A 17,907-nucleotide genomic window follows, 5' to 3' on the forward strand; every position below is an offset into this window, starting at 1 on the left:
TTCTGTTTATAGATACCGACCCATTCGGCATAAAAAATTAACCATTAACGTAGTTTTAGTGTGGCTAAACCCAGCAACACTAGCATCACTGTGATAATCCAAAATCGCACAATCACCCGAGGCTCTGGCCAACCTTTTAATTCAAAGTGATGATGAATCGGTGCCATTCTAAACACCCGTTTACCGGTTAACTTAAAAGAAGCTACTTGAATAATGACCGACACCGTCTCCATGACAAAAACGCCACCCATAATAAACAAAACAATTTCATGACGAATAATAACGGCGATAACACCCAGTGCAGCTCCTAAGGCCAAAGCACCGACATCCCCCATAAAAACTTGGGCTGGGTAAGTGTTAAACCATAAAAAACCTAAACCCGCACCACCGAGTGCCGCACAGAAAACTAACAACTCACCCGCGCCTGCAATATAGGGAATATGCAAATAGCGAGAAAACTCAACATTACCCGCAAGATAAGCAATGATACCTAAAGCTCCACCCACCATTACTGTTGGCATAATCGCCAAACCGTCTAAACCATCGGTTAAATTAACCGCGTTACTGGCACCGACGATAACGAGGTAAGTGAGTAAGATATAAGCCAAACCTAAATCGATACTGACCTGTTTAAAGAAAGGAATAATCAACGCTGTCTCTGCTGGAGTAGCCGCATATTGATATAAATAAATGGCTGCACCTAAACCAGCAACAGATTGCCAAAAATATTTCCAACGTGCGGGCAAACCACGCGTATCTTTTTCAACGACTTTTTTATAATCATCAACAAAACCCACTGCACCAAAAATACCGGTCACGATTAGCACTACCCAAACATAACGATTATCGAGATCTGACCAAAGCAGTGAGCTCATAAAAATGGCTAGCAAAATCAGCGTACCTCCCATCGTTGGCGTACCTGATTTTGACAAATGTGATTCAGGGCCATCATCTCTAACCACTTGCCCAACTTGCAAAATATTTAGACGGGAAATCATCCATGGGCCAAGAATAAAACTAATCACTAACGCAGTTAATACCCCTAAAATACCTCGTAATGTCAGATACTGAAAAACAGCAAAGCCGCCATAAAATTGTTGTAAATATTCTGCCAACCACACTAGCATTGCGGGGTACCTCGTAATGTTAAGGCTGTCACTACTCTATCCATGCGAGCACTGCGTGAGCCTTTAATAAGAAAAACTGTATTGCTATTTGCCTGTTGTTTCGCCTCATCAATAAGCTCACCCACATCGGCAAAATGCTTTTTATCGCCTTCAAAAATGGTATGAGCAAGCTGCGACTGCTCTCCCAACGTTAACAAGCAATCAATATTTTTTTTTGCAGCATAAGCGCCTACTCTTTTATGCGCGGCTTCTGACTCACTACCTAGCTCACCCATATCACCCATGATTAATACTGTGCGAGCAGACATATCCGCCAGCACATCAATAGACGCACAAAAAGCATCGGGGTTGGCGTTATAACTATCATCAATTACTGTCGAGTTATTCATACCTTCCAAACACTGCAAGCGACCCGCTACTCCACGAAAGTCACGCAAGCCCTTTTCTATAGAGTGCAAGCTAACACCCATTGCCAGAGCACACGATGATGCCGACAGTGCATTAGCAACGTTATGTAGACCCAACACAGATAGCGAAATAGCGACTTCAATATCATTGGCCTGCAATTGAAAAGACGCACAGCCATTAGATTGTTGCTGTATGTTACGAGCAACAATATTGGCGACAGCATCGGGTTCTGCAGAAAAGGTGAGTGTTGCTCGCTGCGCATTTTTCGCTAACCACTGAGGAGCATATTGATCAGCAATATTAATGATTGCCACACCATCTTGAGCAAGGCCGTCGTAAATTTCGCCCTTACCTTTGGCAATATTTTCGATAGATCCGAAACCTTCAACGTGTGCTGACATAACATTATTAACAACAGCCACATTAGGCTTTGCTATCTGCGTTAAATAAGCAATATCACCAACTGCACTGGCTCCCATTTCTATTACTGCGTAGCGATGTTTCACACTGAGCGATAGCAATGATAATGGCACGCCGATGTGATTATTCAGATTGCCTTTGGTGGCAAATACGGCATCGCCTGCTTCAACACGCAAAATGCTCTCTAGCATGCCTTTAACGGTGGTTTTACCACTGCTGCCCGTGATGGCAACCAACTTACCTGAAAAGTGGTCGCGCTGAGCCTGAGCGATATCCCCTAAAGCTTGGGTTGTATCGGCGACTATCCATTGGGGCAGTTCACTTCCCACTATTTCTTTTTCTACAACCAAGGCACTTGCACCTTGCTTGTGCGCCTCGTCAATAAAGTCATGCGCATCAAAACGCTCACCTTTTAACGCAACAAATAAATCACCAGCCGACATATCACGGGTATTAATACTGACTGATTTGATTATCAAGTCTTTATCCGGGTGAACAACCGTCCCACCAAACTGATCAACTAACGACAACAATGAAATGGGAGACATCATAATCGACACTCCCTTTGGTGAATGGCATTTTGTGCAACGAGCTGGTCACTAAAATGCAACTTTTCTTGCCCTATAATTTGGTAACTTTCGTGACCTTTACCAGCAATGAGAATCGCATCTCCCGATTTAGCCTCTTCCACCGCCAAGCAAATCGCTTGCTCACGATCCATAATGACTCGATGACCAGACCGGGAAAAACCCTGTGTAATATCTGCAACAATACTCTCCGGGTTTTCGGTACGCGGATTATCATTCGTCACTATAACGTGTTGCGCATAACGCTCAGCAATAGCGGCCATTAATGGACGCTTATCTGCATCTCTATCACCACCGCAACCAAATACGCAATACACATCACCGTTCACTTGCTCATTGATAGCTTGCAAGGCATTCTGCAAAGCATCAGGTGTATGTGCAAAATCAACCACAATCTGAAGCCCTAATTTATTTTCTAGCGATTCCATGCGGCCATCAATCGACATCAAATAGGGCACTAAAGAAATAGCTTTTTCAAGCTGCCCCGCTTCATCAAAGATACTTAACACGGCCAATAAATTAGACAAATTAAACTCACCAACAAATGGCGTAGATAGCGAATAAACGCCCTCTTTAGTATGCACGTTAGCCAGTGTTTGGCTGTTGGCATGGCGAACATTGCTCAAATAAATATCTGCATTAGCGTTATGAATACTATATTGAGTGACCCGCACTGAAGGCGCTATTTGCTTTATTAACTCAACGCCAAATTCATCATCTACATTGATAATGGCGTGTTCCACCGAAGACATACAAAACAATCGAGACTTCGCCTCGCCATACGCTGCCATATCACCGTGATAATCGAGGTGATCATGCGTCAAATTGGTAAAAATAGCCGTGTTAATATCAAGCGCAGCAACACGATACTGAGACAGTCCATGCGACGATACCTCCATCACAAGACGAGTAATAGGCAAGTCATTGGACGATGCGCAAGTCGATGGCGCCATTAATTCAGAGCATAATCGCTGCACACTAATCGCATCCGGTGTGGTCATCCCTGTCGACGATAACGCTAACGATGTACGATATTGCTGATTAGTTTGCAAAGCACACACACCTACGCCTGTCGTCCCAATAACTCCCGCGGTCTCACCGAACAATGCAGCTAACTGCGCATACATTTGCGCACAACTGGTTTTACCATTCGTACCGGTAATGCCAACCACAGGCACATAGCGCGTTGGGTGAAAATAAAAATTCCCCGCAATCTCACTCAAATAATTTTGCAAATTAGGTATGGTAATGACCGGAACAGAGTGGCTATTACTCTCGATAGGCATATCACAAAGAATCGCAAGCGCACCTCTACTCACTGCATCGGCAATATACTGCTGTCCATGCACAGACACTCCTTGTACAGCAACAAATACATCGCCTTTATTAATGGCTCGACTATTAATTGATAGTCCATGTATGGCTACATGCGCTAACTGGCCCGGCAAATAATCTAATAACGCATGAGGCAATAGCTGCCCAAGCGTAAACACATCCGCTTTATCCTTATAAAGTGCCATCACGACAATGGCTCCTTATGCTTAATTTTTGACTGACTTTTAGTTAACTTTTTACGATTTGACACTGCGGTCGTTGGATATTTTTTTTGCGCCTGCTGCATTTTAATGTCATCGGGTGGCACTTGTAGCAACTGCAAGCCGCGTTCAACAACGGTTGCGAATACCGGAGCAGCTACCTCACCCCCATAATACTGGCCTCGACTCGGCTCATTCACTACAACAACAGCAACAATTTTTGGGTCATCTGCAGGCGCAAAGCCAGCAAACAAAGAGGTATAGCGATTATCTGAATAACCCGACTTGCCCACTTTGTGAATCGTGCCGGTTTTTCCTGCAACAACATAGCTATCAAGATTAGCGCGCTTCGCGGTTCCGCCGGGTAACACAACCGTTTTGAGCATATCCACCATTTGGTTGGCAATTTTTTTATCAACAACCGATTCTATCGAAGGCGCTTGATCTATTTTCAATAAAGAGACCGGCTTTTTATTTCCATTATCAGCAATCACCGAGTAAGCCTGCGCCAACTGCAATGCATTGAGAGTTAAGCCATAACCAAATGAAAAGTTCGCCTGCACAATAGGCTGCCATTTTGAATGGTTAGGCAAAATGCCTACCGACTCACCGGGAAAACCCGTACCCGTTGTTTGCCCCAAACCTAACCGAAAATACAAATCGCGAATATCGGTCGCCTCTAAATCAAGGCTCACTTTGGTCAACCCTACCTGACTAGACTTCGTTATGATTTTTGTTAAATCCATCACGCCGTAATTAACCGGATCAAGCAATGTTTTTTTACCCACACGATAATAACCGGGGTGCGTATCAATGGTTGAACTTGGATTGTATCGCCCGGTTTCTAATGCAGCCATAATGGTCAAAGGCTTCACGGTAGATCCGGGCTCAAACTGATCGGTCATTACACGATTGCGTAACGCTTTGGGGGTTAAACGCCGACGGTCATTAGGGTTAAACGATGGTTGGTTAACCATCGCCAATACTTCGCCGGTTTCAGCATCCAACATAACCATCGAACCCGACTCTGCATTATGCGCCTTCACCGATGCTTTAAGTTCTCGGTAGGCCAAATACTGTAAACGAAGATCGATACTGAGACGAATATCCTTACCCGGAGTTGCGGTATCAAGCTGCGCCACATCTTTGATAATACGACCCGACAAATCTTTCAACACTTGCTTACGGCCAACACTTCCCGTCAACCAATCATCATAGGCTAACTCAACTCCTTCTTGCCCCTTATCGTCAATATTGGTAAACCCCACTAAATGCGCGGTGACTTCACCTGCAGGATAAAAACGCTGATATTCTTGCTGACCATAAACACCCGGAATGGAGAGCGACAAAACACGCTCTGCCGCTTCTGGTGCGAGCTGTCGTTTAAGGTACATAAATTCTTTATGACGAAAGCGCTGCACTTTATTCGCGAGTTTTTTTCGATCTAAGTCCAAGGCATCAGCTAAAGCATTCCATTCGCTCTCTTGCTTTTTAAGCTGCTTAGGATTTGCCCATAGTGATACAACCGGAGTACTCATCGCCAACGGCTCGCCATATCGATCAGAAATCACACCCCGATAAGCCGGGATAGTTTCTGTGCGCAATGTTCTCGCTAGACCTTGCCCCTGTAAAAACTTAAATCCTCTTTCACTATCAGGCAGTACCTGCAATTGAACCAAGTGCCATAACAGTAGTGACAATACGACACATAACAAAAATGCGACGCCATAAAAGCGCCAGCGATAAATAGCTCGTCGTTCGTCTTTTTTATTCGTGAATTTATTCATCAACAGCCACCACAACTAGTTGCTGACCTACAGGTATTTGCATACCTAAAGTATCAACGGCTGTTTTTTCAATACGCTCAAATGAAGCCCACGCACTCTCTTCAAGTAGGTACTTTCCCCATTCAACTTGCAAAGCATTACGCTCGCTACGTAATACTTCTAATGCATTAAACTGATTACGAGTATCAAAAGATGAATAGATGACGATTAATGCTGAGGACAACACCGCTAACCACAGCACGCACACCCAAAGCATTTGCTGGCGAAAGGCTTTTTTCTTTTCAATATGAGATAAGCTTTTCATGGTTGTCGGTTATTTTATAATTATGATAAAAAGGGTTAATAAATTTCGATGACTTGAATACCGGCATCAACAATGGTCGTTATGCGATTTTTTCAGCAACACGCATGACCGCACTACGCGCTCTTGGGTTATTGAGCAACTCTTCTTTACTTGCTTTAACTGCTTTTCCAATATTGCGCATGCGTTTATTTAATTGCGCATCGCGAATAGGTAAACCGAGCGGTAGGTCATCACCCTTAACTTGCTGACGAATAAAACGCTTAACGCGACGATCTTCCAGAGAATGAAAACTAATAATAACCAGGCGTCCACCTATCGATAACGCCTCCAAGGCTTGCTCCAAGGTCGCATCTAAATCTGTCAGTTCATCATTAATATGAATGCGGATTGCTTGGAACGCACGTGTCGCTGGATGCTTACCTTTTTCCCATGCAGGGTTCGCTTCGGATACTACTTTTGATAAATATTGAGTGGTAGCGAATGGCTCAATAGCTCGAGCCTCGACAATTGCTCTCGCAATACGTTTAGAAAAACGCTCTTCGCCGTATTCTTTTAACACCCAAGCAATATCTGACTCACTCGCCGCATTAATCCATTCTGCCGCCGTCTGCCCTGTCGACCGATTCATTCTCATATCTAGCGGGCCATCGTTCATAAAACTAAAACCACGCTGAGCTTCATCTAGCTGCGGGGACGACACGCCCAAGTCAAGCAAAATACCATCCACAGTTCCTTGCTGCTCACGCGCTTCCAACCATTCAGTGAGTTGAGCAAATGAACCATGCTTAATAGCAAATCGTTTATCGCTGGAAAAGTTTTGTATAGCCTCGGCAATCGCCTGCTCATCTTTATCAATCCCCATAAGCTGTGCAGTTTCAGATAAACGATTGAGTATTGCTTTACTGTGACCACCGCGCCCAAAAGTTCCATCAATATAAAACCCTGAGCAATCAGTAATTAGCGCGTCAACTGCTTCATGCAGAAGAACGCTTTGGTGTATTTCCTGACTCATCGTTATAGTGCCAGTGTTTGCATGCCTTCCGGCATAACATCATCATCTATCGGCGAATCGATATAGCGAGAGAACTCCTCTTCACACCACAACTCTAAACTTTTACCTTGTCCAACCAGCATAAGTTTTTTCTCCATCCCAGCGTACTCACGCAAGGTAGGCGGAAGCAATACACGGCCGTTGGCATCTAACTCAAGCGGAGATGCATGACCAATCAATAGCAACTTAGCTCGACGAGACACTTTATTAAAGCTAGGCAATGATTCGATTTTAGGCAGTATTTCTTGCCACTGATCCTCAGGGAAAACGTGTAAGCAACGATTTTCCGTATGAGCAGTCACCACAATCCGGCCACTGCAAACCTCTTGCAGTAACTCACGCACACGAGTAGGGATTGCTATACGCCCCTTCGCATCCATATTGATTGAATGACTACCTAAAAACATACTTACCCACTAAGCTCCACAATTTTTCAGAAAAAGGTTTAAAAAACCACAAATATTCACTTTTTCCCACATTATGACACTATATTGACCCACAAATTAATGTCAATAGAAGTTGTTGGGAAATGAGACGAAAATCGTATTCTTTGCAGAGAAAAAGTAGCTAAAAAGCAGAAAAGTGTTGAAAAACAGCAGGAAAAACAACAATAAAACAATGAAAAACAGGAAGATAAAAACACTTCTTAAAGTAACTTGTTAAGAGTGAGACTATTTTATTATTTAAAGAAGGTTTTTTGAGACAGAAATGTCATATTGAATGGTCAGCTTTAGGAGTGACACCCCCAAAAGCAGAGGGTAAATATCGGAGCTGGCCTGTAAGCCGGGTTCTGTCGTGGACAATCATTCATCTACGATGTACGTCACCGCACATCTTTAGCAATCTACCCGAATCCAACGCGGATCACGCCTTATGCCTTACAGCAAACGGATTCCTATTTGATCTTGCTCCGAGTGGGGTTTACCATGCCACAAACGGTTACCCGTTGCGCGGTGCGCTCTTACCGCACCATTTCACCCTTACCGACTATAAATAGCAGGCGGTTTATTTTCTGCTGCACTTTCCGTAGGCTCGCGCCCCCCAGGCGTTACCTGGCACTCTACCCTATGGAGCCCGGACTTTCCTCTTAACACCACCGTAATGACAAAGCATTAATAGGTATCAAGCGATTGCCGAGCCAGCTCCGAAATGCAAGATAACGGCTAGCACAACTAATTACAAGCATTTAGGTGATTCAATCACCTACACTCTCATCTTTAACTGATAATGCCCATTGATAAAGGTCGCGCTTTTTAAGGCCGGTGGCTTTAGCACCTATGGCAGCGGCAGTTTTTACAGGCACGTGCTCAAGTAACGCAGCCATCCATTGTTTGACCTCATCACTGATGCCCAATTCACTAACAGAAGGCTTGGCCACCCCTTTAACCAGCACAACAAATTCGCCTCGCTGCTGATTACCATCTTGCTCAAGCTGCTTAATTAAAGACTCGACTGCCCCCGACAAAACCGTTTCATAAGTTTTTGTGAGTTCGCGAGCCAAGACGACATGACGCGCCACACCCAGTTCTGCCATCAGATCCCGTAGACTCTCCAATATGCGATGAGGCGACTCATAAAATACGGTAGTTCTTCCCTCATCCACCAGAGCCCCAAACACTTGGCGACGAGAAGATGATTTAGCTGGTAAAAAGCCTTGGAACGTAAACTCATTACAGGGAAGTCCTGATACGGATAACGCTGCAATGACCGCACAGGCACCGGGCAAAGGCACAATGGGTATGTCACGCGATCTAGCCGCATTCACCAAGTCGTAACCGGGATCAGAAATAAGCGGCGTACCCGCATCCGAAATTAAGGCAACCGACTCACCACCCAACAGCAAGGATAAAATCTTATCCAAGCGTTGTTCATTACTGTATTCGTGATAGGCAATCTGGCGTGTTGAAATACCAAAATGTTGTAGCAACTTCCCACTATGACGGGTATCCTCAGCAGCAATAATATCGACTGTATTGAGCACATCAATCGCTCGCTGAGAAATGTCGCCTAAGTTACCAATCGGTGTCGCGACAATATATAAAACACCATAATTGTGATCTGCTACCATTCAGAAAATACTCTAGAGAAATATTATGTTATTGAAACATATTAACCGCATACTCATGAACATTCAGGCAAAATTTATTCTTACATTATGCGCAACGGTGCTATTAAGCCTTACCGCCTGCACGACGCCAACAAAGGATAATTCATCAACAATCACGACAAACTCGACGACGAGCCGAAGTGAGCTACTGGCACAAGCACAACAAGCCGAGCAACTAGCGCCTCTCGAAAAAAGCCAAACCTTATTAACGGTAAGTGAACGCTTATTATCCATGCAGGCCGAAATAGAAGCCAGACAAACGCTACAAAAAATAGATACATCACTTTTAAATAATAGCGAGCGTGCGCGCTATCTAATAAGTATCAGTGAAGCGTACTTATCTGCTACTCCGTCTACCATTTCATCATTAGCCATCCCTAAGCTAACAGACGAGCAGCTAGTTAATGCGATCAATAATGCCAGCATAGAACAACAGCAGGCGTTTTATCGTAACAGTGCCTCACTTTATGAAATAACCGGCAACGCCGCCAGCAGTATCCAACAACGGATAACGCTCGACACATTACTCGCCGACGACGTTTCCCTACAGCGCAATAGCAATCAATTATGGGCTTATCTATCCAGCCTTGACATAAACACACTTGAGCAAATCAACACAACAACCTCAAATACGGGCAACGTGATGAAAGGGTGGATTGAACTAGCCACCACCCAAAGAGATGCTTCTCAAAATTTAAACACCCAACATCAATCATTAAAAGCGTGGCAAGATCGCTATGCGCAACACCCAGCCAACATTTACCTACCTGATAGCCTACGCTCTTTAGACGCACTGATTGCCGAACAACCTCAACACATAGCATTACTACTTCCATTAGAAGGAAAGCTAGCAAAAGCCGGGGAAAGCATTCGAGATGGTTTTTTTGCCGCCTACTACAACCACCAAAATACGCAATCAAACACGCCAAAAGTAACGCTATACGATACCGGCAATAACAATATTGACAACATTTATGAGCAAGCCATCGGTAATGGAGCAGATTTAGTCATTGGACCTTTATCCAAAAAGAATGTAGATATTCTTTCCCAAAAAAATAATACCCAAGCACCCATACTCGCGCTCAACTACATCGATGAAAAACCTTTCGCCGACCCAGTGAACGACCCAACAAGCATTAACCCAAAAAACACCTCAGCTAGCACTAACACTGAACAAGAAAAGCCAGAAGAAACACAAGCACTCGCTCAGCAAGCATCATCGGCTTTTTACCAGTTTGGACTATCGCTCGAAGACGAAGCAACCCAAGTCGCCGACAAGGCATGGCAAGATGGTCATCGACGAGCACTGATTATTGCCTCACCTGCTGACTGGAGCCATCGAGCCACCCAAGCATTTATCAACCAATGGCAAGCGCTGGGGGGAACCATCGCAGAAAATACCACACTAGATCAAACCGATAGCTACTCAGATAGCATTCAGCAGGCGCTTCACATAGACCAAAGTAAAGCTAGGGCGTCAGCATTAAAGCGATTGTTTGGCCGCTCATTTGATTTTGAGCCTCGGCGCCGACACGACATTGATATGATTTTTCTGGTAACACGAGCAAGAGAAGGCACTCAAATAAAGCCTACCCTTAATTTCTACTACGCGAGCGATTTGCCGGTATATGCCACAAGCCAGCTCTACGCAAGCACGAATAGCAAAAGCCAAAATACAGACCTTAATAAAATTCAGCTAACCGTAATGCCTTGGATAACACAAGAAAACAATCCCGAAAAGATAACACTAGAAACACATAGCAACATGACACCCGGCTATGAAAAACTATATGCTCTAGGCGTGGATAGCTTCTTGATATCATCACGACTTTCTCAGCTATCACAACCAAACAGCCCACAATTATATGGCGCCACAGGCCAATTAACGATGGACAACCATGGCCGTATTTCACGCCAACAAGACTGGGCCATCATTAGCAACGGAAAACTAGAATTATTACCTAGAGACAATAGCTATTAGATTAAGCCTCTTTTTATAAACGACAGAAAAGGAATTCGTCATGACAAATCTTAGCGGAAAAAAAGCCGAAACCGCGGCCAAGCACTATTTATGTCAGCAAAAATTAGCCTTTATTGAGGAAAATTACTCATGTCGCCAAGGCGAAATTGACTTAATTATGAAAGAAGACAGACAATTAGTTTTTGTCGAAGTAAAATATCGTAAGAACAATACATTTGGCGACGGCTTCGAGCATGTAACTTGGCACAAGCAGCAACGCATTATTAAAACCGCACGCCATTATTTACATACTCATAAAATAGGAGAGACTGTAAGCTGCCGGTTTGACGTGGTAAGCATTACACCCTCACCCACAAAACATAGCGCCCCCTTATCTATCCAATGGATTAGAAATGCCTTTACACTCTGCTAGTGCTTTTTATTAGCATCACTTACTCCCCCAACAGGTTAACGATGTTTGAAGAACGTATATATCAAATTTTCCAATCGAGCGTGAATGCAAAAATCCAGTGTAGCGAACAATTATTGCCTCACATTGTAGAAGCAAGCGCCATTATTGTAGAAAGCCTGTTAAACGGTAACAAGCTATTAACCTGCGGTAACGGCCCTTCGGCAGCTTTAGCGCAATTATTCACCAACAACCTAATCAATCGATTCGAAAGGGAGCGACCCAGCCTACCGGCAATTACTCTCGGCTGCGACTTAACGAATGTGACATCGATTGCCTACGAAAGCAGCTTTAATGAAATTTTTGCTAAAGAGATTCGCGCGCTAGGCAACCCCGGCGATGTACTAGTCATCTTATCTTCAAGCGGTAATCCTTCGAACTTATTACAAGGCATACAAGCCGCTCACGAAAGAGGAATGCGCGTTGTAACTTTAAGTGGTCGCGATGGAGGGAACTTATCTTCTCTTTTAGACACTGAAGATAAAGAACTACTGGTACCTATCGATTCTCGATCTCGAATACACGAAATTCATTTACTCATATTATTTTGTTTATGCGACTTAATTGATGAACAATTATTTAGCTCTACAGAATAAAATCCATACAACAAGCAAATTAAGGTAACCGCCAACAATGAAAACTCTGAAAGCTATCGGTCTTGTTAGCGCACTTGTGTGCCTATCCGCATGCACAACCATTATCGACAATACGACCAATCAACCTATTGAAACCGATCCTGGTGAACGTTCGTTTGGCACCTATTTAGACGACCAACGACTCGAAGTCATTGCCAGCGTTAACATCAATAAAGCCGATCCTGACTTACGACTTGCCCATGTCGACGTTACCAGCTTTAACAATATTCTCTTGCTAACAGGCCAAGTACCTAACGAAGAACTTAAACAGCTAGCACAGCAAACCAGTGAAAAAATTCATACTGTGCGCAAGGTCTACAACGAATTACAGATAAAAGGCAACACAGCCCTTCTTGTTCGAACGAATGATTCTTGGCTATCTACCAAAGTAAAAGGTGCATTTATTGCTGACGATATTATTGACAGCTCAAAGATTAAAGTAATTGTAGAAGATGGCGTGATTTACTTAATGGGCTTACTCACACAGACCGAAGCAGAATATGCATCAGGGGTTGCCAGCAGCATTAGCGGAGCTCAGGAAGTCGTCAAAGTATTCGAGTATGTCGACAACAACGAGTAAGTAGTAGTAAGCAGGTATAAAAAAAGCGGGATATCCCGCTTTTTTTATACCTGTACTTTACGGCTCATTAACAATTAGTCCACATAAATCGGACCAACACCGGTATTCCATAGAATTACCGCGGCAACACGAACAATCACCATAAGTACCAATCCTACTGTGACCACAGAGCTAGCATACATAAAAGCTCGATCCTTATCGATATTCATCAAAATAGGAATACCCTCATAAATGAGATATACCGCATAGGCACCCGCAATCCCTGTAGCAATTGCGTTAACCCAAATATCCGGATAAAGACCAAATACACCAGCCAAGAATACAGGCGTGGTGACATACACCGCCAGCGCCGTCCCCTCATAATGACGTTTTTCAGCCGAATCTTTAACACCGTAGGTTTTGGCCATAAAATTGATAAATTCGCCTAAAATAAAAACACCGAAAAGCAAAGCAAAATAAGTTAGACCACACAGCTCTAACGCGCTAGCCGCAGTAAGACGAACCGGCTCACCACCACCGACACTCCAACCAACTTGCGTGACGCCGATATAAAAACAAATAGTGGGAATAAGCGCCAAGATTGGAACATGACTCAAAAAAACTTGCTTGAACGAATGCCTCTCGCTGCGAATCGCTTTCCACTCGCTGTCGGGATGCAACATAATACCAAGGGTATGTTCTAGAAATGCCATGTGAAACCTCTTTATTTTTCTGTTTATTACATTATTTTTTTTATTTGAACGCTATTAAGTATTGATGACAAAGGCATTTTTCACCAATAAGAAATAGAAATAAAAAAATAATAGTAAATACTCAAAAAGAATAAGCAGATGACACCGCTATTTGACAACCTTTAAGCTGGGTCTTTTCTTATCGCTAGCTGAAGGCTTAGGGTTTGACGGGCCTGGTGTTGGAGTAGGCGTGGATGGGGGCGGACTATCAAGCTCTGGCTCGGCCTCGAAAATCATTCCTTGCTGATTCTCTTTTGCATAAATGCCCATTATTGCTGCATATGGAACATATATATCTGTAGGAACACCACCAAAACGAGCACTGAAGGACAAATCATCCCCTTCCATGGAAAATTCACTAACCGCAGAAGGCGAGATATTTAATACGATCTGCCCATCTGGGTTAACATGATCTTGGGGCACAAGCACGTCGTCATGAAGTGTATTAACCAATAAATAAGGCGTGCATTGATTATCAACAATCCAATCATACAACGCACGCACTAAATAAGGTCTACTAGAACTCATTCTAGACATAATGATGCCCCGTAAAAGTCATTATCGCGATTATGCTCGCATTTCTCTTTCAAGCTCAGTCAAGCTTTCTTGGAATGCTTCACGCGCAAACAATCTTTCCATGTAATCATGTAAAGGTTTTGTTTGGCGAGTATTTGGAAGCTTTACACCAAAATGATCCAAGCGCCACAAAACAGGAGCAAGACAACAATCAACTAATGTAAATTCTTCGCTCATAAAAAATGGTTTTTCAGCAAAAATAGGCGCGACGGTAGTGAGACTTTCTTTAAGCTCTTTTTTTGCCGCAGCCACTGTTTCAGCATCGGTATTAGCGACAATAGCATCAACCAATGGCGACCAATCTTTTTCTATTCGATGCATCCACAAACGACTTTGCGCACGAGTAACAGGGTACACAGGTAAAAGAGGTGGATGAGGAAAACGTTCATCCAAATATTCCATCATCACCTTAGACTCATACAATACCAAGTCTCGGTCAAGCAATACCGGCAAAGAATTGTAGGGAGTTAGCTCACAGACCTCCTCAGTTAACTCTGTAGGGTCTATATCTTCCAAGTCGTAAGTGACACCCTTCTCTGCCAATACGATTCTAACACGATGACTGTAATGATCCTGAGCATCAGAAAAATACGTCATTGATGAGCGTTTGGTAACAACACCCATTGCTTCACCTCAAATAATAGTTGATTGTCGATTTATGCGTCACTTCATGAATGCACATAACAAGAAATAAAAACGGCTTTATTACCCAATATATTTTTAAAATACATCACGCAATAAAGCCGCAGGATTCTAACATAAAAATGAGGCGCTTAGTGGATACCTTTCCAGTACTCGCGATTTAACAAGAAGGTAAATACAAACAATACCACTAAGAACAATAAAACAAATACGCCTAAGCGCTTACGTTCTTCAGCGATAGGCTCACCAAGATATTCAATAAAGTTGACCAAATCATAAATAGCTTTATCGAACTCTTCTTCACTCATCGACCCTTCAATATCACCTTCAACCAATGCACCACAATGCTCATCGGTTACCGCTTCGCCTAAGGCATTTCTTTCGACATTGCCATAGCCATCCAATTTAGGGCCCGGGCCGCAGTTCAACAAACCCTGCAATTCCATCATGACATGAGGCATACCGACGTTAGCAAACACACGGTTATTAACACCTAATGGGCGACTCGGATCGCTGTAGAAATTACGCAAATACGTATACAACCAATCGGGTGAACGCACACGAGCAACCAAAGTAAGATCTGGTGGTGACGCACCAAACCACGCTTTTGAATCAGCAGGACCCATTGCAATCTTCATCAATGAACCAATTTTTTCATCACCAAAAATAAGGTTGTCCTTCATGACATCGTGAGGAATACCCAAATCATCAGCAACACGCTCATAGCGAGAATACTGAGCAGAGTGACATGCCAAACAATAATTCATAAACCACTTAGCACCGCTCTGCAATGACTCTTTATCTTTTAAGTTAGTTTCATGGGCATCACAAGGAATCCCACCACAATCAAATGCACCGCCTGCAGCAACCGCCTTAATAGGCAATACAGTCATCACCACAAAGAACAACAAGCCTAATAGAACAATACCTAAGGGCAAACCTTTAGGTTGCGTTCTTGTCGGCTCTTTTCCTACCGTATCTTTTGCCGTTAATGCTGGCAACAAAATAGTTAATACTGCCAAAGCAACGCCAAAGATACGAATAAAAGCAGGGACTTCTTTGTCCATAGCGCTAAACGATATGTTGAGCAACAATAAACCCAGAGCAATACAAATAATCCAATTGAGTATTGATTTCACCTTAGGATTTTCTGGGTTAGACCAGACAGGCATCGTCAAGAAAAACACAAAGTAAAATACTGTACCCAACTGAGACAGTACAGTACGACCATCGGTTGGCGCCTTAACACCTAAGTAGCCCAATACCACGAACGTTGAAGCAAATAACAACAACATGACCTTCGGCAGCCAACCTTTATAACGAATAGAACGCACAGGACTTTTATCTAGCCAAGGCAAGACAAACAAGATCGCAATAGCAGCGCCCATTGCCATAAAGCCCAACAGTTTCGCTGTAAATACACCACCCAGATCAATGGTTACCGCACGTAAAATCGCATAAAACGGGGTAAAGTACCAAACCGGCGCGATATGCTCAGGCGTTTTAAGATTATTGGCCGCCTCAAAGTTGGCATATTCTAAAAAGAACCCACCCATTTCCGGCATAAAGAATAAAACAAAACAGAACACAAACAAGAATACTGTAATACCCACCAGATCATGGACTGTATAGAACGGATGGAAAGGAATACCGTCTTTTGGCACGCCGTTCTCATCTTTATTTTTCTTAATATCAACACCGTCAGGATTGTTTGAGCCCACTTCGTGCAACGCCAAAATATGCAACACAACCAAGGCCAATATAACGATAGGAAGTGCTATAACGTGTAGCGAGAAGAAGCGGTTAAGTGTAATCCCAGAGATAAGGTAGTCACCTCGAATCCACTGCACTAAGTCCTCACCCACATAAGGGATCGCACCAAATAGAGAAACGATCACCTGCGCACCCCAATAGGACATTTGTCCCCAAGGCAATACATAGCCCATGAATGCTTCTGCCATTAAGGCTAGGTAGATAGTCATACCGAATATCCACACAAGCTCTCGCGGAGCCTTGTAAGAACCGTAAAGCAAGCCACGGAACATATGTAAATAAACAACAACAAAGAAAGCGGAAGCGCCCGTTGAATGCAAATAGCGAATCAACCACCCCCACTCAACATCACGCATGATGTACTCAACTGATGCAAAAGCACGCTCAGCAGACGGCTCATAACTCATTACCAACCAAATACCGGTCAGCAACTGGTTAACAAGCACGATGAGTGATAAAACTCCAAAAAAATACCAAAAATTAAAATTCTTTGGTGCGTAGTATTTACCCATATGGGTATCCCACGCACGAAGCACTGGCAAGCGATCATCGATCCAGCCTAACAAACCTGTTGCTTTACTCATTATGCTGCGCCCCCATCTTCACCAATAACAACCACTGTATCTGTCTCATAAAAATGTGGTGGCACCTCTAGATTCGTTGGCGCAGGAACATTTTTATAAACACGGCCAGCCAGATCAAATTTAGAACCGTGACAAGGGCAGAAGAACCCACCTTGCCATGCATCGCCACCCAAGTCTTTCGCTCCCACATCAGGGCGAAATTTAGGCGCGCAGCCTAAATGGGTACAAACACCTAACATAATCATAAACTCAGGATTTATCGAACGGCTATCTTGCCCAGTAATGTATTCAGGCTGAACAGACTTTTCTGAGCCAGGATCACTAATATCACCTTCAACTTTAGATAATCCATCAAGAGCTTCTTGCGTACGGCGAATAATATAAACAGGCTTACCTCGCCATTCTTCGGTGATCATTTGCCCGGGCTCTATTTTGGCAAGATTAACAGTCACTGGCGCACCGGCGGCTTTCGCCTTCGCACTCGGATTCCAAGACCCTACAAACGGCACCATAAAGCCAACGGCACCTGCCGCACCCACTACAGAGGTGGCCGCAGTCAAAAATTTACGTCGACCTTGGTTCACTACTTCGCCATCACTCATGACGTTTTTCTCCCCATCACTGCTGATTT

At 43.7% G+C, this 17,907-nt stretch carries 17 protein-coding genes and 1 other RNA gene; 4 read left to right on the top strand and 14 right to left on the bottom strand.

Features of this window, described 5'->3' with window-relative positions; all coding sequences use genetic code 11:
• Positions 1–44: 44 nt before the first annotated feature.
• The 9 genes from mraY to rsmI form a co-directional block, all read right to left on the bottom strand.
• Entirely contained in the window at positions 45–1,127 is a 1,083-nt protein-coding gene (mraY, locus tag ACZ5O6_RS09275; RefSeq protein WP_447091840.1) for a phospho-N-acetylmuramoyl-pentapeptide-transferase, read from the bottom strand.
• Positions 1,121–2,506 (bottom strand): UDP-N-acetylmuramoyl-tripeptide--D-alanyl-D-alanine ligase, encoded by a 1,386-nt coding sequence (locus ACZ5O6_RS09280; protein ID WP_447091839.1) that lies wholly within the window; start codon positions 2,504–2,506, stop codon positions 1,121–1,123. The genes mraY and ACZ5O6_RS09280 overlap by 7 nt, the downstream gene beginning before the upstream one ends.
• The gene (locus tag ACZ5O6_RS09285; protein WP_447091838.1) at positions 2,503–4,062 is read right to left on the bottom strand and encodes a UDP-N-acetylmuramoyl-L-alanyl-D-glutamate--2,6-diaminopimelate ligase; all 1,560 of its coding nucleotides are present in this window, start codon (positions 4,060–4,062) and stop codon (positions 2,503–2,505) included. The genes ACZ5O6_RS09280 and ACZ5O6_RS09285 overlap by 4 nt, the downstream gene beginning before the upstream one ends.
• The gene (locus tag ACZ5O6_RS09290; protein ID WP_447091837.1) at positions 4,062–5,864 is read right to left on the bottom strand and encodes a peptidoglycan D,D-transpeptidase FtsI family protein; all 1,803 of its coding nucleotides are present in this window, start codon (positions 5,862–5,864) and stop codon (positions 4,062–4,064) included. The genes ACZ5O6_RS09285 and ACZ5O6_RS09290 overlap by 1 nt, the downstream gene beginning before the upstream one ends.
• Complete coding sequence (gene ftsL / locus ACZ5O6_RS09295; RefSeq protein WP_447091836.1) at positions 5,857–6,168, bottom strand: cell division protein FtsL; 312 nt, start codon at positions 6,166–6,168, stop codon at positions 5,857–5,859. Before ftsL ends, ACZ5O6_RS09290 begins: the two co-directional genes overlap by 8 nt.
• 79 nt (positions 6,169–6,247) lie before the next feature.
• Positions 6,248–7,180 carry a 16S rRNA (cytosine(1402)-N(4))-methyltransferase RsmH gene (rsmH, locus tag ACZ5O6_RS09300; protein ID WP_447091835.1) on the bottom strand — a complete coding sequence of 311 codons (933 nt, stop codon included), beginning with the start codon at positions 7,178–7,180 and terminating at the stop codon, positions 6,248–6,250.
• A gap of 2 nt (positions 7,181–7,182) precedes the next feature.
• Positions 7,183–7,626, bottom strand: coding sequence for a division/cell wall cluster transcriptional repressor MraZ (mraZ, locus tag ACZ5O6_RS09305; protein WP_447091834.1), 444 nt, complete (start codon positions 7,624–7,626; stop codon positions 7,183–7,185).
• Positions 7,627–7,982: 356 nt separating this feature from the next.
• Positions 7,983–8,365, bottom strand: an RNA gene (rnpB, locus tag ACZ5O6_RS09310) — RNase P RNA component class A.
• A gap of 49 nt (positions 8,366–8,414) precedes the next feature.
• On the bottom strand, positions 8,415–9,287 hold the full coding sequence (gene rsmI / locus ACZ5O6_RS09315; RefSeq protein WP_447091833.1) for a 16S rRNA (cytidine(1402)-2'-O)-methyltransferase: 873 nt from the start codon (positions 9,285–9,287) through the stop codon (positions 8,415–8,417).
• Positions 9,288–9,312: 25 nt separating this feature from the next.
• Between rsmI and ACZ5O6_RS09320 the strand changes: the two genes are divergently transcribed.
• The 4 genes from ACZ5O6_RS09320 to ACZ5O6_RS09335 are packed head-to-tail and all read left to right on the top strand — an operon-like array spanning position 9,313 to position 12,970.
• Complete coding sequence (locus ACZ5O6_RS09320) at positions 9,313–11,307, top strand: penicillin-binding protein activator (RefSeq protein WP_447091832.1); 1,995 nt, start codon at positions 9,313–9,315, stop codon at positions 11,305–11,307.
• A 40-nt stretch (positions 11,308–11,347) separates the two neighbouring features.
• On the top strand, positions 11,348–11,719 hold the full coding sequence (locus tag ACZ5O6_RS09325; RefSeq protein WP_447091831.1) for a YraN family protein: 372 nt from the start codon (positions 11,348–11,350) through the stop codon (positions 11,717–11,719).
• 41 nt (positions 11,720–11,760) lie between these two features.
• Positions 11,761–12,351 carry an SIS domain-containing protein gene (locus ACZ5O6_RS09330; RefSeq protein WP_447091830.1) on the top strand — a complete coding sequence of 197 codons (591 nt, stop codon included), beginning with the start codon at positions 11,761–11,763 and terminating at the stop codon, positions 12,349–12,351.
• 37 nt (positions 12,352–12,388) lie between these two features.
• Positions 12,389–12,970: a BON domain-containing protein gene (locus tag ACZ5O6_RS09335; protein WP_447091829.1), complete on the top strand. Its 582-nt coding sequence runs from the start codon at positions 12,389–12,391 to the stop codon at positions 12,968–12,970.
• A 74-nt stretch (positions 12,971–13,044) separates the two neighbouring features.
• Here ACZ5O6_RS09335 and ACZ5O6_RS09340 read toward each other — a convergent pair whose 3' ends face one another.
• The 5 genes from ACZ5O6_RS09340 to petA all read right to left on the bottom strand — a co-directional run bounded on the left by ACZ5O6_RS09340 (position 13,045) and on the right by petA (position 17,878).
• Entirely contained in the window at positions 13,045–13,662 is a 618-nt protein-coding gene (locus ACZ5O6_RS09340) for a Yip1 family protein (protein ID WP_447091828.1), read from the bottom strand.
• A gap of 147 nt (positions 13,663–13,809) precedes the next feature.
• Positions 13,810–14,229, bottom strand: a complete 420-nt coding sequence (locus ACZ5O6_RS09345; RefSeq protein WP_447091827.1) for a ClpXP protease specificity-enhancing factor — start codon at positions 14,227–14,229, stop codon at positions 13,810–13,812.
• A gap of 39 nt (positions 14,230–14,268) precedes the next feature.
• On the bottom strand, positions 14,269–14,901 hold the full coding sequence (locus ACZ5O6_RS09350; RefSeq protein WP_447091826.1) for a glutathione S-transferase N-terminal domain-containing protein: 633 nt from the start codon (positions 14,899–14,901) through the stop codon (positions 14,269–14,271).
• 149 nt (positions 14,902–15,050) lie between these two features.
• Positions 15,051–17,276, bottom strand: a complete 2,226-nt coding sequence (locus ACZ5O6_RS09355) for a ubiquinol-cytochrome c reductase (RefSeq protein WP_447091825.1) — start codon at positions 17,274–17,276, stop codon at positions 15,051–15,053.
• Entirely contained in the window at positions 17,276–17,878 is a 603-nt protein-coding gene (gene petA, locus ACZ5O6_RS09360; protein WP_447091824.1) for a ubiquinol-cytochrome c reductase iron-sulfur subunit, read from the bottom strand. Before petA ends, ACZ5O6_RS09355 begins: the two co-directional genes overlap by 1 nt.
• Between the last annotated feature and the right edge of the window lie 29 nt (positions 17,879–17,907).

It is taken from the genome of Eionea flava (genome assembly GCF_055393785.1).

Excerpts from the sequence above, each read along its gene's own strand:
- petA (WP_447091824.1), bottom strand. The coding sequence starts at position 17,878 with ATGAGTGATGGCGAAGTAGTGAACCAAGGTCGACGTAAATTTTTGACT.
- ACZ5O6_RS09290 (WP_447091837.1), bottom strand. The coding sequence starts at position 5,864 with ATGAATAAATTCACGAATAAAAAAGACGAACGACGAGCTATTTATCGC.
- rsmH (WP_447091835.1), bottom strand. The coding sequence starts at position 7,180 with ATGAGTCAGGAAATACACCAAAGCGTTCTTCTGCATGAAGCAGTTGAC.
- ACZ5O6_RS09335 (WP_447091829.1), top strand. The coding sequence starts at position 12,389 with ATGAAAACTCTGAAAGCTATCGGTCTTGTTAGCGCACTTGTGTGCCTA.
- ACZ5O6_RS09355 (WP_447091825.1), bottom strand. The coding sequence starts at position 17,276 with ATGAGTAAAGCAACAGGTTTGTTAGGCTGGATCGATGATCGCTTGCCA.
- rsmI (WP_447091833.1), bottom strand. The coding sequence starts at position 9,287 with ATGGTAGCAGATCACAATTATGGTGTTTTATATATTGTCGCGACACCG.
- ftsL (WP_447091836.1), bottom strand. The coding sequence starts at position 6,168 with ATGAAAAGCTTATCTCATATTGAAAAGAAAAAAGCCTTTCGCCAGCAA.
- ACZ5O6_RS09350 (WP_447091826.1), bottom strand. The coding sequence starts at position 14,901 with ATGGGTGTTGTTACCAAACGCTCATCAATGACGTATTTTTCTGATGCT.
- ACZ5O6_RS09280 (WP_447091839.1), bottom strand. The coding sequence starts at position 2,506 with ATGATGTCTCCCATTTCATTGTTGTCGTTAGTTGATCAGTTTGGTGGG.
- mraY (WP_447091840.1), bottom strand. The coding sequence starts at position 1,127 with ATGCTAGTGTGGTTGGCAGAATATTTACAACAATTTTATGGCGGCTTT.
- mraZ (WP_447091834.1), bottom strand. The coding sequence starts at position 7,626 with ATGTTTTTAGGTAGTCATTCAATCAATATGGATGCGAAGGGGCGTATA.
- ACZ5O6_RS09320 (WP_447091832.1), top strand. The coding sequence starts at position 9,313 with ATGTTATTGAAACATATTAACCGCATACTCATGAACATTCAGGCAAAA.
- ACZ5O6_RS09285 (WP_447091838.1), bottom strand. The coding sequence starts at position 4,062 with ATGGCACTTTATAAGGATAAAGCGGATGTGTTTACGCTTGGGCAGCTA.
- ACZ5O6_RS09345 (WP_447091827.1), bottom strand. The coding sequence starts at position 14,229 with ATGAGTTCTAGTAGACCTTATTTAGTGCGTGCGTTGTATGATTGGATT.
- ACZ5O6_RS09325 (WP_447091831.1), top strand. The coding sequence starts at position 11,348 with ATGACAAATCTTAGCGGAAAAAAAGCCGAAACCGCGGCCAAGCACTAT.
- ACZ5O6_RS09330 (WP_447091830.1), top strand. The coding sequence starts at position 11,761 with ATGTTTGAAGAACGTATATATCAAATTTTCCAATCGAGCGTGAATGCA.
- ACZ5O6_RS09340 (WP_447091828.1), bottom strand. The coding sequence starts at position 13,662 with ATGGCATTTCTAGAACATACCCTTGGTATTATGTTGCATCCCGACAGC.